Below are 15304 nucleotides of genomic sequence, written 5' to 3' on the forward strand. Positions count from 1 at the left end.
TCATGCTCCCAGTGTCGAACCGCCATCGACCACAATGTCCTGCAACGTAATATGGCTGGCCAGATCGGAGGCGAGGAATAAGACAGTGTTGGCGATTTCCTGGGGACGGGCGATTTTCCCCAGCGGTATACCGAGCTTATACTGCTCGCCAAACCCGCGAATACGCTGCTGTTCCGCGTCATCACTCACCCACAGCGTGCGCTGCATGTCAGTGTCGGTCGAGCCTGGCGAAACCACATTACAGCGTACTCCGCTACCCGCCAGCTCCAGCCCGACCGTCAGTGCAAGACTTTTCAGTGCGGCTTTTGATGCCCCATATGCACTCATACCGATTCGCGGCGTGTGCGCAGCATCGGATGCGACAGTGACAATCGCCCCCCCCTGCTGACGACGAAACTGCGCCATCGTCTGCTGAAACAGGTTGAACGCACCGCCCACGTTAACGGCGAAGGTCTGCTGCCAGTCCTCAACGCTCAGCGCATCGGTTGGCCCCATACGCAAAATCCCGGCAGCATTGACCAGCACGTCCAGCCGCTCGGTGTTCGCCAGCAAGCGCTCGCACACCTGCGCCACCTGCGGTGCATCCGCCACGTTCATCACCTCAGTGGCAAACGGATATTCTTCACCGTCAAACGCCAGATCGAAGCCGGTCACCCACGCACCCGCGTCAACAAACGCCAGCGCCGTGGTGTAACCAATCCCTTTTCCCGCCCCGGTAACCCAGACCGTTTTACCGGTGAAATCAAAACCGGTCATGACGTCACCTCGCGGGAGAGCAGTTTCCACCAGGCGTCAATCGTTGGGTTTTTCGCCAGCATCACAAAGTCGATATCGCCATGCACTTTCCGCCAACGGGCCGCCAGCGCCATCATACGTACTGAGTCCAGACCGTAATCGATCAAGTTTTCGTCATCCATTGGCTCTTCAGACTCATCGAGCAGTGGCAGAATCACGCCGCGCAGCGCATCTTTGCTGTCCGGAACAGGTGTCGGCAGTAACTCCTGAGTCATCACCACGCGACCGGAACGCCCCGCCACGTATTTCAGCGACATCAGGTGTTCATCACGGCTAAAATCTGCCAACGCATCAGCGACCATAAACGGCTTAATATCACGCATGAAGGCATCAGTCGCGGTGGTCATGCAGCCAATATGCGCATACACGCCGGTGATGATCAGCTGGTTACGCCCGGTGCCTCTTAGCATCTGCTCCAGCGGTGAACGATGAAACGCACTGTAACGCCATTTAACCAGAATGGTATCCGCTTCATCCGGCGCCAGCGCATCGACGATTTTTTGCTGTTCAGGCGAGCGCGTCAGGCCCGGTCCCCACATGTCGTTCAACAACGCACGGTCTTCATCGCTTTGTTCTTTCGGCTGCGCAGTGTAATAGACCGGAATATTATGTGCTTTACAGTACTGACGTAGCGCGGCGATGTTGGCCACGACCTGTTCCATCATCGGGCAGTTCTCGCCCCAAAAGCCGATAAAATAGTCCTGCATGTCGTGGATTAGCAGCGCGGCGCGTTCTGGTTCAAATGCCCAGTCAACTTTATTTGCCGGAACATCAAGCGCCGTTGGCAGTGCGTAAGCCTGCAGTTTAGGAATTGCCATGTCTTCTTCTCCTTCAGGCCGGTGAACGTGATGCCAGCCACTGACGTAATTGTTTTTTATCCACTTTGCCGACCGGGGTCAGCGGCAATGACTCAACGCACTCGACACGGTCCGGCAATTTGAATTCCGCCACGCCCTGTTCGCGCAGAAAACGACGGACCTGTACTGCACGCAGCGGCTCTTTAACCACCAGGCAGGCGCAGCTTTTCTCGCCCATCAGCTCATCGTCCATACTGACCAATGCGGCATGGATCACCATTGGGTGCCGCAACAACAGGTTTTCAATCTCTTCTGCGGCGATCTTCTCTCCGCCACGGTTGATCTGATCTTTCTCTCGTCCCTGCACCGTGATGTAACCATCCCGATCGATGGCGATCAGATCGCCAGAGCAATAGAATCCGTTAGCATCAAACGCGCTGGCGTTATGCTCAGGGCTATTGAAGTAACCCCGGAAGGTGTACGGACCGCGCGTCATCAGGCGTCCCGTCGCACCCTGTGGTAAAGGATTCCCGTCAGCATCAGCCACCCAGACCTCATCGTCAGGGCACATCGGACGGCCCTGGGTATTAATAATGCGCTCCAGGTTGTCATCCAGACGGGTATAGTTCACCAACCCTTCCGCCATACCGAAGACCTGCTGCAACTGGCAGCCAATCTCTGCCGGAATGCGAGCGGCAAGCGAAGCCGAAAGCCGTGCACCTCCCACCTGCAACAGTTTCAGCGAAGCCAGTTGTGCGTTACTGCCCCACTCCTGAATTGCCTGCAGCCACAGACTCACCGCTGGCGGTACCAACGCCGTCACGTTTACCTGATGCTGTTCAATCAACGGAAAGCACAACGTCGCGCTCGGGTCTGCCGCCAGCACCACGGTTCCACCCGCGAGGAAAACGCCCAGCGCACCAGGCGAACTCATGGCGTAGTTGTGCGCGGCCGGGATCGCGCATAAATAGCGGGTCTCAGTGGTAAAATGGCAAATCTCGTTACTACGGCGCACGCTGTAGTAGTAATCATTGTGGGTGCGTGGAATCAGCTTTGGCGTCCCGGTCGTGCCGCCGGAAAGCTGGAAGTAAGCCACTTCATCAGCCGGTGATGGTGTCGCGGTAAACGCCGTTGCGGGTTGGCTTATTGCCGCTTGCAGATTGTGTTCGCCGTCATCATTGAGCAACTGAACCACGCGCACTGAATTGTGTTCGGCAACAAAGGTATTCAGAAAATCGTCGCCACTGAATAACGCATGCTGGCGATCGGCAATCAGTAACACCGGTTTGATTTGCGCTGCGTAGGCGTTAAGTTCGTTACGCTGATGGCTAAACAGTGCCAATACGGGGGCTACGCCCAGTTTGAGCAGCGCAAAGAAAGTGATATACAGCTCAGCCACGTTGCCTAACTGCACCAGTGCGCTCTCGCCGGGTTTGATCCCCTGGCGACGCAGGCTACAGGCCAGATTATCCGTCGCCTGGTTTAACTGGCGGTAGCTAAGATGGCGTTCCCCGTCAATCACCGCCGTATGGTCGCTATCGGCATGGCGGGTCAGAATGTCGGTCAGTGGCAAATCCTGCCAGTAGCCTTTTTCACGGTAGCGGCGGGCAAACTCTTCCGGCCAACGGGTGAAAGGAATACTCATTATTGCTCCTTAGAGCCTGTCGATAAGGCCTGAATAGCCTGGTAGACCAGGCGCTTAATGCAGTCCAAAAACATTCAACATGGTGGATAGCTTGGCACCCGTTTCACGCCACTCCGCAATCGGTGACGAGGCGGGCACAATGCCGGCTCCGGCGAAGAAACGTACCTGATTACGCAGCAGTTTCGCACAGCGGATCGTCACCACCCACTCGCCGTTGCCTTGCGAATCACACCAGCCAACAATGCCGCCGAAAAGTTCGCGATCGAACGGCTCCAGTTCGGCAATCAGTTTCTGAGCAACCTGATGCGGGAAGCCACTTAGCGCCGGTGTTGGATGCAGCAGACATGCCAGCGTCAGTGCGTTTTCCTGGGCATTGGCTTTACCTTCAAACGGGGTACCGAGGTGCCAGAGTGTGGGCGTGGTGACCAGTTGCGGAGACGAAGGAAGTTGCAGCTCACTGCTGCGATCGCGCAGAACCGCTTTCATCGCCTGGGTGACCAGCTCGTGTTCATGGCGATCCTTCTCGGAAGCTAACAGACGGATCCCCGCCTCCCGGTCCAGAACATCGTCCGGTTGGCGACGCGCAGATCCCGCCAGCGGCAGCGAACTGAAATGATCGCCTTCTTTGCGTAACAGCAATTCCGGGCTGGCGCCGATCAGTACACCGCCATCGTCGATGGGCACATGGAAGTTGTAGCTTGCCGGGTTTTGCGCGATCAGCCGCTCCAGCAGCGCACCACTGTCGATATTGGCGTCGGCGGTCACATCAATCAGGCGAGACAGCACCACTTTGTCGACTTCCGGGGTTGCCGTCAGCGCCGCTGCTCTGGCGACCATATCTTCGAAAAAATCCTGCTCAGGAATCGATTTACGCTCAACGACATTCAGCGACTGATGGGCAGTAAAGTAACGCGCTGATTGCTGCTTTGCCGTGCGTGAGAAGCTTTGCCATGATTGGGGAATAAACAGCGACGAGGGCTGGCGGGTGTCAAAGGGAATGGCCCCGACCATAATGGGGTTTGCGATGCCCTGCGATTTGGCCTGCGCAAACAGTGCGTGCATTTTCTGTTGGAAAGGGCTGTCTGGTGAATCACCATCAATTGCCGGTTCCGCATAGCGGGCGAAGCATCCTGACGTCGTAAAACTACGATACGGCGACATAAAGAAAAAACTGTCGGGAGCGAGAGTTGCCATAGTCTGCGTTTTTTCCTCGGCCAGTGACGTGTCCATATCATCCTCCATAAAATGATAAAGGCTCTAATAATGATTATCATTTATATTTTCGGTCGCTAACCTAAAAGCAAAGCGCCGGTATGTCAACTCTTGTGGTAACACAATGTGCGACTTAGACTTGCATCCCTGACGCGTAACAATGAAAATGAGAAGCATTAACCACATTGATAACAGGAAGCTTATTTGTGAGATTTTCCGCGTTTTACCGCACTGCGCTGTTACTGGTTGGACTCGCTATTTCAGGAATTTCTTTAAGCCATGCCGCTGACTGGCCGCGCCAGGTTACCGACAGCCGCGGCACGCACACGCTGGAACATAAGCCACTGCGCATTGTGTCCACCAGCGTCACGCTCACCGGTTCTCTGCTCGCTATTGATGCGCCCATCATTGCCAGCGGTGCCACGACACCGAATAACCGTATCGGTGACGCTCAGGGCTTTTTACGCCAGTGGAGCGACGTCGCCAAAGCACGCAAACTGAGCCGCCTGTATATTGGCGAGCCGAGCGCCGAAGCCGTTGCAGCACAAATGCCGGACCTGATTCTGGTCAGCGCCACCGGGGGAGATTCCGCGCTTGCACTGTACGATCAACTGTCCACCATAGCCCCTACGCTTATCATTAATTACGACGACAAAAGCTGGCAGTCACTGCTCACACAATTAGGCGAAATCACCGGGCAGGAGCAACAGGCAGCAGCGCGTATTGCTGAGTTTGATAAGCAACTGCTCGCGGTAAAGCAACGTATCACCCTGCCGCCACAGCCGGTCAGCGCGCTGGTGTATACCGCAGCCGCGCACAGCGCCAACCTGTGGACGCCGGAGTCCGCGCAAGGCAAGCTGATGGAACAGCTCGGTTTCACGCTGGCGCCGCTACCTGCCGGACTACATACCAGCCAGAGCCAGGGTAAACGTCACGACATTATCCAGCTTGGCGGTGAGAATCTGGCGGCCGGCCTGAACGGTGAAGCGCTGTTCCTGTTTGCAGGCGACAGCAAAGATGCCGAGGCGATTTACGCTAATCCACTGCTGGCACATCTGCCTGCTGTGCAAAACAAACGCGTTTATGCGCTGGGCACGGAAACCTTCCGTCTGGATTACTACAGCGCGACGCTACTGCTGCAACGCCTGTCAGCGCTCTTTTAATGGCTATCGCCGGATGCAGCTAACGCCTTATCCGGCTTACAAACCATAGCGCACAACGCTATCAGGCATTCACAGGTACCTGTCGGAAACGACGAAGCTCGCTTAACAACAGCAGCAGCAACAGACCGACAATCACCAACCCAAACCCACTGACGCTTGCCGAGGCCGCAGGCGTCATCATCGCCCCCAGCCCCCCTAACAGCGCCGCGCCAATCGCATCACCGGTTACGTTCTGCGCGGTCCACAAACCGTTAATTCGCCCGAGCATCGCTTCCGGCGTCTGCGTCTGTAACAAGGTGTACTGCAACAAAGAACTGACCGCACTCAGCCAGCCAAACAGCGCCAGACAAACAACGCCCAGTTCCCAGACTGGCATCAAGCCGAACAGGCCGATAGCCAGGAAAGAGGCCACGGTTGATGCCAGCATAATCAGGCCTGGGCGCACGCTGTGGGCCAGTTGCCCGCTGGTTAAAGCCCCGATGGCCGCGCCCAGGGGAATTGCCGCATACAGTAACCCAATCTGAGCGCTCGACATCTGCCAGTTAATCGCCAATGCCGGGTACAGCACGCGCACGGCGCTCGCCATAGTCAGCAGACCACCGAGCAGCGCAATGCCGCCAATCAGCGGGCTGGCGAACAGAAAACGGAACGCCGCCACCAGCGATGTCAACGGATGTTCACGCGGTTGTGGCGGAGGTGGTAACGCGGGAAGACTCAGCAATGGCAGCAAGGTAATGAATGTACCCGCCGCCGCCAGGCCGTAGTTCCAGACCACGCCCCCGGTCGCCAGCAGCACCCCACCAAGCATTGGCGAAATCACCGATCCCAGACGCACCGTCAGCATGGTAATCGCCCCGGCTTGCATCAGATTTTCACGCCCGACCAGCGCAGGTGTCGCCGCCAGCAGCGCAGTGACACCCAGCGAGGCAAAAAAGCCATCCCATAAACCCAGAACATAGATAGCCAGCAACGACGGTTCGGGCAGCAGCGCGTTCAGGCACAGGCCAATAAAACCGATACCACAGGTTCCGCGGGCCAGCAGGATCACCTTTTTGCGCTCATAGCGATCGGCCAGTACGCCACCCACCATCAGACCAATAAACATGGCGCTCCCGGTCAGCGTAACCGACAAACCCACCTGCCAGGTCGACTGGGTCATCATCTGGATCTGTACCGGGACCGCAACCCCCAATAGCCCCAGAGAGACAATGGAAATAAAACGGGCGAGGAAAACAGCGCGAAATGCAGGATGGGTCTTTAACAGGCTGAGATTAAGCAGCCAGGATTGTCGATTCATTACAGAGCCTTACCAGGTACTTTTCAATATCCATTCAATGGCTGCACATGCTAACATATCCAAATAAGATCGATAACGATAATTACTATCATTATCAGGGAAGTTGATATGTCATGCTCTGTTTCCGCGACACGCGCCTTCGCCGTGCCCGGACTGTTGTTACTCCTTGTTCTCACCACGGCTTTAAGTCTGGTTATTGGCGCCAAGTCGCTGCCCGCCTCCGTGGTATTTGATGCACTCACCGGCAGTTGTCAAAGCGCCGATTGCACCATCGTGCTGGACGCGCGACTCCCGCGTACGCTGGCTGGGCTCCTCGCAGGGGGTGCACTGGGCCTGGCGGGCGCGCTGATGCAAACGCTCACCCGTAACCCGCTGGCCGATCCGGGTATTCTTGGCGTCAATTCCGGAGCCAGCTTCGCGATTGTTTTAGGCGCGTCGCTGTTTGGCTTTTCCTCCCCGCAAGAACAACTGCTCATGGCTTTTTCCGGGGCTCTCGCAGCCTCACTGATTGTGGCTTTTACCGGGAGCCAGGGCGGCGGACAGCTCAGCCCGGTACGCCTGACATTGGCCGGTGTTGCGCTGGGTGCTGTTCTGGAAGGATTATCCACCGGCATCGCCCTGCTCAACCCGGATGTCTACGACCAGTTGCGTTTCTGGCAAGCCGGTTCACTGGATATCCGCAGCCTGCAGACGCTGAAAGTCGTGCTGATCCCGGTCCTGATTGCCGGCGCTGTCGCGCTGTTTCTGAGCCGTGGTCTGAATAGCCTCAGTCTGGGAAGCGATACCGCAACGGCGCTGGGCAGCAAAGTTGCGCGTACCCAGTTTATCGGCCTGTTGGTGATTACCGTACTGTGCGGAAGTGCGACCGCCATCGTCGGTCCTATCGCCTTTATCGGCCTGATGATGCCGCATATGGCACGCTGGCTGGTGGGCGCAGATCATCGCTGGTCGCTGCCCGTTACTCTGCTGGCCACCCCTTCTCTGCTGCTGATTGCCGATATCATCGGTCGTCTGATTGTGCCCGGCGAACTGCGCGTCTCGGTCGTCAGCGCGTTTATCGGCGCGCCAGTTCTCATCTTCCTGGTACGCCGCAAACAGCGCGGAGGTGGCGCATGATGCATCTCTCCCGTCGCCTGATTATCAGTTGTCTGCTGTTGGTCGTCGGTTGCCTGGCCGTTGGATTGTGGAGCCTGCGCAGCGGTGCCGTTATGCTCGAGACCCAGCAAATTATTGCCGCCCTGCTCGGTGATGCACCGCGTAGCATTACGCTGGTGGTGACCGAGTGGCGATTACCACGCGTGTTGATGGCGCTGCTGATTGGCGCGGCGCTGGGCGTTAGCGGCGCGATTTTCCAGTCATTGATGCGCAACCCGCTGGGTAGCCCGGACGTGATGGGTTTCAATACCGGTGCCTGGAGCGGCGTACTGGTCGCAATGGTGCTGTTTGGTCAGCATCTTACCGCTATCGCGCTGGCGGCCATGCTCGGCGGGATCCTGACTTCGCTGGTGGTCTGGGCGCTGGCCTGGCGCAACGGCATCGACACCTTCCGACTGATCATCATCGGGATCGGCATTCGCGCTATGCTGGTGGCCTTCAACACCTGGCTGCTGCTGAAGGCGTCCTTAGAAACCGCGCTGACCGCCGGGCTGTGGAACGCCGGATCGCTCAACGGTCTGACCTGGGCGAAGACTTGGCCTTCTGCGCCGCTGATTATCGTGATGCTGGGGTGCGCCGCGCTGTTGGTACGCCGCCTGCGTTTACTGGAAATGGGTGATGACAGCGCCTGTGCACTCGGTGTCAGCGTTGAACGCTCACGTCTGATGATGATGCTGGTCGCCGTGGTGTTGACCGCTGCGGCCACCGCGCTGGCTGGCCCTATCTCGTTTATTGCCCTGGTTGCCCCACACATCGCGCGTCGGCTTAGCGGCACGGCACGTTGGGGATTAACGCAGTCGGCGCTATGCGGCGCCCTGTTACTGCTGATGGCCGATTTATGCGCTCAGCAGCTCTTTATGCCTTATCAGCTTCCGGTTGGCGTTGTCACCGTAAGCCTCGGCGGTATTTACCTTATCGTCTTGTTAATTCAGGAGTCCCGCAAAAAATGACCGAATCAGTAGCCCGTTTGCGTGGCGACCAGTTAACGCTGGGTTATGGCAAATTTACCGTGGCGGAAAACCTTAATGTCTCGATCCCCGATGGTCACTTCACGGCCATTATTGGACCCAACGGTTGTGGAAAGTCCACGCTGCTGCGTACATTGAGTCGTCTGATGACGCCCGTGCACGGCAACGTCTGGCTCGATGGTGAACATATTCAACATTACCCCAGCAAAGAGGTCGCTCGCAGAATTGGCCTGCTGGCGCAAAATGCCACCACGCCGGGCGATATTACCGTGCAGGAGCTGGTTGCTCGTGGGCGTTACCCACATCAACCTTTATTTACCCGCTGGCGTAAAGAAGATGAAACCGCGGTAACCCACGCGATGCAGGCCACGGGGATCACGCATCTGGCGGCGCAAAGTGTGGATACCCTCTCCGGCGGTCAACGCCAACGCGCGTGGATAGCGATGGTGCTGGCACAAGAAACGTCGATTATGCTGCTCGACGAACCGACCACCTGGCTGGATATCAGCCATCAGATTGATCTGCTGGAGCTGCTGAGTGAGCTAAACCGGGAGAAAGGTTACACGCTGGCCGCCGTTCTGCACGATCTGAATCAGGCATGTCGCTATGCCACTCATCTGATTGCACTTCGTGATGGAAAGATCGTTGCCGAGGGTGCGCCGAAAGAGATTGTCACAGCAGAGCTCATTGAAAAAATCTATGGGCTGCGGTGTATGATTATCGACGATCCGGTTGCCGGAACGCCGTTAGTGGTCCCACTAGGACGTACAGCAAACAGGTAAATCGCGCCACCTCCGCAGAGGTGGCGAGTCCATTTATTGGATATCTTTGAGCACGTCACGCATGACTGGCCCAATCTTCTCGAAAGCCATCGGCGTAATGATATCGACGTGCGCGCAGTCCTGGCGATAAACATCCAGACTGGAAATCCACGGCGACCAGCTGCGTTCCGGGCTGACTCCCGGCGGTAACGTGCGTTCAGCAACAAACAGCGTCGCGTGTCCCGCAAACGGTACGCTATGTGCCGTACTCAGCAGTCGAACCGCATCGGCGTAGTTACCTTCGATGGCGCTAAATAAGGCGTCGGACGCATTACCCTGCTGAGCCATCAGAAACGCCTCTCGCTCACGATCAATTTCCGCCAACACTTCCGGGTCGAGTCCATTGGCCTCTTTTTCCGACCAATTTTGCGTTTCCGGCGGCCAGGTATCCAGCAGGCCGAGAAACGCGACCGTTTCTCCGCGCGCGTGTAATCGGGCAGCAATGCCCTGCGCCAGCGTACCGCCCAACGAGTACCCAATCAGATAATAAGGCCCATGAGGTTGCTGGTGAAGTAACGTTGCCAGGTGCTGTTCGCACACCGCATCCAGGTTTTCTGCTGTCTGCATCGGGCCATCCGGTCGCGGTGACTGGATACCCATAATTGACCACTGTGGAGGAAGATAGCGTGACAACACGCTAAACTGCCAGGCGAAACCCGATGCCGGATGGAAGCAGAACAGCACAGGGCCATCGCTTTCACGCAGCGGCAGCAGCGTTTCAAATCCCAGCCGTTGCGACTGCTCGTCATCGTTGCTATCCAGCAATGCGCTGAGCTGTTCGACGGTCGAGGCCACCATAATCTGCCCAGGCGTTACCTGGCGCGCAAAAATGCGGCTCAATTGTGCCGCCAGCTTCATCGCCAGCAGAGAATGCCCGCCAAGCGCAAAGAAATCCGCTTCAACATCATTGACCTCGCAGCCCAGTAAAGCCGTGAACGCCTGAGCTATCGTGGTTTCAGTCCCTGCTCGCGGCACCCGCCCTTCCTGACGTGACGCCAGTTGTGGCATTGGTAACGCTTTACGATCCAGCTTGCCGTTGGCGCTGAGCGGAAGCTCCGCCAGTTGCAGCAGCACTGTCGGTACCATATGTGCAGGCAGGGTTGCGCGCAGACTCTCGCGCAATGCCGGAATATCCAGCGGCAAACCTGATTGTGACACCAGATAGCCCACTAACTGGCGCGCATCGCCGCCTGTCGCTACCGCCTGATTGAATACGCAGGCATGGGCAACAGCATGCTCAACATCTGGCAACTGCTGCATCACCCGATCAATCTCGCCCAGTTCAATACGCTGTCCACGGATTTTTAGCTGGTCATCACTGCGCCCAAGATATTCCACCGCACCATTTTCCAGCCAGCGCGCCACGTCTCCGGTACGGTACATACGTTCGCCAGGGTTAAAGGGATCGGCAATAAAACGGCTCGCCGTCAGATCTGGTCGGCCAAGATATCCCTGCGCCAGTTGGATCCCCGTCAGGTACAAATCACCAGCGACACCAATGGGCACTGGACGCATCATGGCATCGAGGATCCGCAAACCGGTATTCCAGACCGGATAGCCGATGGGTACGCTGTTGCCGGTCACGTCAGCGAGTTCCTCCCCCCAGGCTGGATACCAGCTGACATCTACCGCCGCCTCGGTTGGCCCATACAAATTGTGCAGCGGCGCGTGGGTCAGTTGCTCCCATTCGCGGCACAACGCTGCCGGCAGCGCTTCACCGCTACAAAACACCTGTTTCAACGTGGAGCAGCTTTCCCGCGCCGTTTCGGGCGTCAGTGAGGTCACAAACGCCGCCAGCATCGACGGTACAAAGTGCGTTGTCGTCACCCCAAACGTCGCGAAGAACTGTTGCATCGCCAGCGGGTCACGATGTGCCTCTGGTTCAGCCATCACCAGTTTTGCACCGGCAATGAAGGGCCAGAAAAATTCCCAGACCGATACATCAAAACTGCATGGCGTTTTTTGCGCCACCACATCGTCGGCCGTCAGCGGATAGTGATTCTGCATCCATAGCAGGCGGTTAACGATGGCGGTTTGCCCCACCATCACCCCTTTGGGTCTGCCCGTCGATCCTGAGGTGAAGATGATATAGGCCGTATGATTTGGTCGTGATAATGCTAATGGTGTGTCATCTTGATCTGGCAATGGCGCGGTGTAGCACAGGCTTTCCAGCCCCGGGATACCGCTAAAACGAACCCGTTGTTCATCAGTGGTGATAAGCAACGTAGGTTTAGCGTCTTCCAGCATCATCCGCAGGCGATCGTCCGGATATCCGGTATCTAGCGGTAACCAGGCGGCCCCCGCTTCGACGATACCGTGCAGCGCCAGCGTCAGGAACACGGAGCGCGGTAAGGCAACCGCCACGCTGTCCCCCGGGCGCACACCGCGTTCGCGCAGCAGTTTTGCCAGTGCCACCACCTGCTGACGCATTTCGTGATAGCTAAACTGATAGTGGGCATCGGCCAGCGCCGGCGCATCCGGTGTTTTACTGGCTTGCCCAGCCACCAGCGCACTCAATGTGGTGGAAGGGATCGTCACTGCCGTATTGTTAATTGTCGCCAGCTGTTCGTGCTCAGACGCCAGCAGCATCTCCGCATCCCCGCAGCGTAGCGCCGGATTTGCGGCAAATTGCGCGATAAGCGCCGTTAAACGCGAAGCATGCTGTGCCAACGTAGCGGCGTCATATCGCTGCTTATTCGCCAGAATTTCAATGCTGAGCCCACCGTTTTCATCCGGGAACAACGCCAGTTCCAGATCGTTAACCGGCCCCGTCGCCAGCGTATGGGTTTGTGCCTGCACGCCAGGAATATTCAACTGATAGTCAAAGATCTTCACGTTCAGCACCGGGCCAAACAGCGGTTCAGCCCCGGCCGCACGCCCGCTGTCGCGGACAATTTGTTCGGCATCATAGCGCTGGTGTCGGCGCATTTTCTTCATCTGCCCGGCCAGCCGTTGCGCAAGCGCAGGGAGACTTTCTGCTGCATCAAGTCTCACGCCAAAGGGCAGGACATTTAACACTGGTCCGGTAGCGGTAAGCGCCGCTGAGCCCATGCGGCGCATAAAGATAAACCCGGCGGCATAGTCCATTCGGCTACATAAACGACCGAGCCACAATGCAACCAGCGCCAGCGCCAGATCCGCACGCTGAACCTCTGGCATACGCGACGCAAGCTGGCGGAATGAACCTTCAGGCGCCGTTAACTTCATGCGAATAATATCCGCGCTGGCTGAGCGTCCCGGCAGCGGTTTGTTCGACAATGAAGCCGGCGGCGGCAGTTGTTGGCGTTGCTCAGCCCAGAATGCGCTATCACGTTGCCAGGCATCGCTTTGACGATACTGTTGATACTCTTCCACGACCTCGGCAAACGGCGTAAATGGCGAGGCAGGCGTGGATTCACCGCGCAGCCACGCTGTGTAAATTGCAGCAATCTGGCGGGTAATAGCCGGGAAACTAAAGCCATCAACCAATAAGTGATGATAGCGCTGATACCAGTACCAGCGTTTATCTCCCACCTGAATGAGCAGATGGAAGACCAGCGGCTTGCCGCCGTCAACGCGCAGATCCTGTTGCAGATCCGCCCGCATCAACGCACGTGCCGCCTCGTGTGGACTGGATTCATCGCGTAAATCGAGTATGTCAGGTTCAGCAAAGGTGAGCGTAGGATCAACCCATTGCCAGATTTCACCGTTATCCTCAGTGAACTGCATCCGCAGGGTATCCGCATGCTCCAGACCGGCCACGACCGCCTTTGCCAGCAGTGGTGCATTCAGTTCACCGGTTAATTCGACATAGTGTGCAACGCTCCATGCCGAGGGCAATGTGGAGAGTTTTTCCGCCATCCAGATCCCTGGCTGGGCCGCAACTAAGGGTAAGCGCTGAGTCATTGCGCCTCCTGTACATCGACATAGTTCGCTGGCGTCAGCGTGGTCCAGTTCGCATCCAGCCATTGCTGGCAGACTTCCTGCGACTGCGGTTCGCACGCAACCGTCCAGCCAGCAGGAAGTGAACACTGCTGAGGCCAGAGGCTGAATTGACGTTGTGGGTTTTGCAGAATGTAAAACTGTCCCTGCGGGTTATCGAAGGGGTTACTGAATTCCATACTCAACTCCTGTCGTGGAACATCGTCCGGTTAAAGCGTGTCGGTGAGCGGTTGCCAGAGCGTCATCAGCCCTTGCATTAAGCCGCCGCGCCAGCAAAGCGCATCATGTCCACCCTCAACCTGACGCCAGAAAATAGACTGTGGTGCAGAGGGAAATTGGGCGAATAGCGCCTGATTAGCACGAAAAATAATCGGCTCGCGGGTCCCGGCTTCCAGCACAATACGTAGACCCTGAACGCTTAGCGTTCCGGCCTTCAGTTGTTCAATAATCACACCATCCTGATGGCCACCGCGATGCGGCCACCAATAAGATCCGGACTGACTGAGTACGCAGCCAAACCGATCCGGCCAGTTCAGTCCGGCATACAGCGAAGCCAAACCGCCAAAACTTTGCCCGGCAACCACCGTACGCTGCGGGTCGTCGCTGAATGGCGTGGTGGTCTTCACCTGCGGCAATAATTCTTGCTGAATTGCCAGCCAAAAATCAGCGTTACACGGCAATTCATGGCTGCGATGCGGCGTGTCAATGGCATCAATCAGGAGATATACCGCGGGAGGAAGCTGGCCACGATGAGTGAGTGAGGTCAGTGCCGGCCAGACCGGCATACTGTGTGCCCAAAACTGTCCGTCCAGCAGAATAGCCAGGGGACGTTCTTCCGGGTTGGCTTCACCGGTGGTGAAAACCCATACCCGGCGCGTATTACCCAACCGGTCACTGTGCCATTGCAGGCATACGGCGGGCGAGTCGGGATTTTCAGGGCGATCCCATCCCGGCTGTACGGGAGCATCTGGCATCTCCAGTGCGGACACCGCATGCCCCCGGCCCCCTTTCCAGCTTTGAGTATTGAGAGGATCCGCGATCGCCTGTGGCAGCAGTTGTCGCCAGCCCTCGCGTAGCACAGTGCGATCGGGCGTATCACCCGGTGCCAGTGAGGCAAAAATATCGTTTCGATCGGAGGGGATAAAACAGTAACTGCCGCGCCAGTTAGCGCTCAGGGAAATGCTCCAGCACCAAACATTCGTACCATCAATGCGTCTCATCGACTGGGGTACGGCATTTTGATGATGATCGGTAACGCCCGTGATGTAGACCCACACCCGGCGAATGGCTGACTCTTTTTCGCTTCCCTGTGGGTCACGCCACCAGAACGTTACGCGGTAATCGCCGTTGTCTTCTCGCTCCCATTCCGGGCCATTTTTTGACTGCCACCACGCCTCGCTTCCCATCATTAACGCCGTCACCGTCATAACCCCATGTTTATTGTGAAATTTTATATCTGAGCGTGAAATATATTGATAATATTATTGATAACTATTTGCATTTGCAATAGCGTATTGACGCGCTGTGGGA

The 15304-nt window shown here is 57.0% G+C and carries 12 protein-coding genes; 4 read left to right on the forward strand and 8 right to left on the reverse strand.

Annotated elements, in window-relative coordinates; all coding sequences use genetic code 11:
* From entA to entC, 4 genes are read right to left on the reverse strand one after another with little or no spacing between them, the layout of a single operon-like run.
* The gene (entA, locus tag FDX19_RS23025; protein ID WP_137384536.1) at positions 1 to 756 is read right to left on the reverse strand and encodes a 2,3-dihydro-2,3-dihydroxybenzoate dehydrogenase EntA; all 756 of its coding nucleotides are present in this window, start codon (positions 754 to 756) and stop codon (positions 1 to 3) included.
* The gene (locus FDX19_RS23030; protein WP_137384537.1) at positions 753 to 1613 is read right to left on the reverse strand and encodes an isochorismatase; all 861 of its coding nucleotides are present in this window, start codon (positions 1611 to 1613) and stop codon (positions 753 to 755) included. The genes entA and FDX19_RS23030 overlap by 4 nt, the downstream gene beginning before the upstream one ends.
* A gap of 13 nt (positions 1614 to 1626) precedes the next feature.
* Positions 1627 to 3237, reverse strand: a complete 1611-nt coding sequence (entE, locus tag FDX19_RS23035) for a (2,3-dihydroxybenzoyl)adenylate synthase EntE (RefSeq protein ID WP_137384538.1) — start codon at positions 3235 to 3237, stop codon at positions 1627 to 1629.
* A 54-nt stretch (positions 3238 to 3291) separates the two neighbouring features.
* Positions 3292 to 4467 (reverse strand): isochorismate synthase EntC, encoded by a 1176-nt coding sequence (gene entC, locus FDX19_RS23040; RefSeq protein ID WP_137384539.1) that lies wholly within the window; start codon positions 4465 to 4467, stop codon positions 3292 to 3294.
* Between the two features lie 188 nt (positions 4468 to 4655).
* On the opposite strand from entC, the gene fepB reads away from it, so the two are divergent.
* Positions 4656 to 5612, forward strand: coding sequence for a Fe2+-enterobactin ABC transporter substrate-binding protein (gene fepB / locus FDX19_RS23045; protein WP_137384540.1), 957 nt, complete (start codon positions 4656 to 4658; stop codon positions 5610 to 5612).
* A gap of 61 nt (positions 5613 to 5673) precedes the next feature.
* On the opposite strand, the gene entS is transcribed toward fepB, so the two are convergent.
* Complete coding sequence (gene entS, locus FDX19_RS23050) at positions 5674 to 6909, reverse strand: enterobactin transporter EntS (RefSeq protein ID WP_137384541.1); 1236 nt, start codon at positions 6907 to 6909, stop codon at positions 5674 to 5676.
* 108 nt (positions 6910 to 7017) lie between these two features.
* On the opposite strand from entS, the gene fepD reads away from it, so the two are divergent.
* The 3 genes from fepD to fepC are packed head-to-tail and all read left to right on the forward strand — an operon-like array spanning position 7018 to position 9814.
* Entirely contained in the window at positions 7018 to 8025 is a 1008-nt protein-coding gene (fepD, locus tag FDX19_RS23055) for a Fe(3+)-siderophore ABC transporter permease (RefSeq protein WP_137384542.1), read from the forward strand.
* Positions 8022 to 9014, forward strand: coding sequence for an iron-enterobactin ABC transporter permease (fepG, locus tag FDX19_RS23060; RefSeq protein WP_170974428.1), 993 nt, complete (start codon positions 8022 to 8024; stop codon positions 9012 to 9014). Before fepD ends, fepG begins: the two co-directional genes overlap by 4 nt.
* Positions 9011 to 9814 carry an iron-enterobactin ABC transporter ATP-binding protein gene (gene fepC, locus FDX19_RS23065; protein ID WP_137384543.1) on the forward strand — a complete coding sequence of 268 codons (804 nt, stop codon included), beginning with the start codon at positions 9011 to 9013 and terminating at the stop codon, positions 9812 to 9814. Before fepG ends, fepC begins: the two co-directional genes overlap by 4 nt.
* Before the next feature lie 33 nt (positions 9815 to 9847).
* Here the strand turns inward: fepC and entF are convergent, their stop codons facing one another.
* From entF to fes, 3 genes are read right to left on the reverse strand one after another with little or no spacing between them, the layout of a single operon-like run.
* Positions 9848 to 13738, reverse strand: coding sequence for an enterobactin non-ribosomal peptide synthetase EntF (gene entF / locus FDX19_RS23070; RefSeq protein WP_137384544.1), 3891 nt, complete (start codon positions 13736 to 13738; stop codon positions 9848 to 9850).
* Entirely contained in the window at positions 13735 to 13953 is a 219-nt protein-coding gene (locus FDX19_RS23075) for an MbtH family protein (protein ID WP_137379192.1), read from the reverse strand. The genes entF and FDX19_RS23075 overlap by 4 nt, the downstream gene beginning before the upstream one ends.
* Before the next feature lie 30 nt (positions 13954 to 13983).
* Entirely contained in the window at positions 13984 to 15201 is a 1218-nt protein-coding gene (gene fes / locus FDX19_RS23080; RefSeq protein WP_137384545.1) for an enterochelin esterase, read from the reverse strand.
* Positions 15202 to 15304: the final 103 nt, after the last annotated feature.

This window comes from Citrobacter sp. wls619 (assembly GCF_005281345.1).
Lineage (GTDB): Bacteria > Pseudomonadota > Gammaproteobacteria > Enterobacterales > Enterobacteriaceae > Citrobacter.

Excerpts from the sequence above, each read along its gene's own strand:
- FDX19_RS23075 (WP_137379192.1), bottom strand. The coding sequence starts at position 13,953 with ATGGAATTCAGTAACCCCTTCGATAACCCGCAGGGACAGTTTTACATT.
- entA (WP_137384536.1), bottom strand. The coding sequence starts at position 756 with ATGACCGGTTTTGATTTCACCGGTAAAACGGTCTGGGTTACCGGGGCG.
- entC (WP_137384539.1), bottom strand. The coding sequence starts at position 4,467 with ATGGACACGTCACTGGCCGAGGAAAAAACGCAGACTATGGCAACTCTC.
- entF (WP_137384544.1), bottom strand. The coding sequence starts at position 13,738 with ATGACTCAGCGCTTACCCTTAGTTGCGGCCCAGCCAGGGATCTGGATG.
- fepC (WP_137384543.1), top strand. The coding sequence starts at position 9,011 with ATGACCGAATCAGTAGCCCGTTTGCGTGGCGACCAGTTAACGCTGGGT.
- entE (WP_137384538.1), bottom strand. The coding sequence starts at position 3,237 with ATGAGTATTCCTTTCACCCGTTGGCCGGAAGAGTTTGCCCGCCGCTAC.
- fes (WP_137384545.1), bottom strand. The coding sequence starts at position 15,201 with ATGACGGTGACGGCGTTAATGATGGGAAGCGAGGCGTGGTGGCAGTCA.
- fepD (WP_137384542.1), top strand. The coding sequence starts at position 7,018 with ATGTCATGCTCTGTTTCCGCGACACGCGCCTTCGCCGTGCCCGGACTG.
- FDX19_RS23030 (WP_137384537.1), bottom strand. The coding sequence starts at position 1,613 with ATGGCAATTCCTAAACTGCAGGCTTACGCACTGCCAACGGCGCTTGAT.
- entS (WP_137384541.1), bottom strand. The coding sequence starts at position 6,909 with ATGAATCGACAATCCTGGCTGCTTAATCTCAGCCTGTTAAAGACCCAT.
- fepG (WP_170974428.1), top strand. The coding sequence starts at position 8,022 with ATGATGCATCTCTCCCGTCGCCTGATTATCAGTTGTCTGCTGTTGGTC.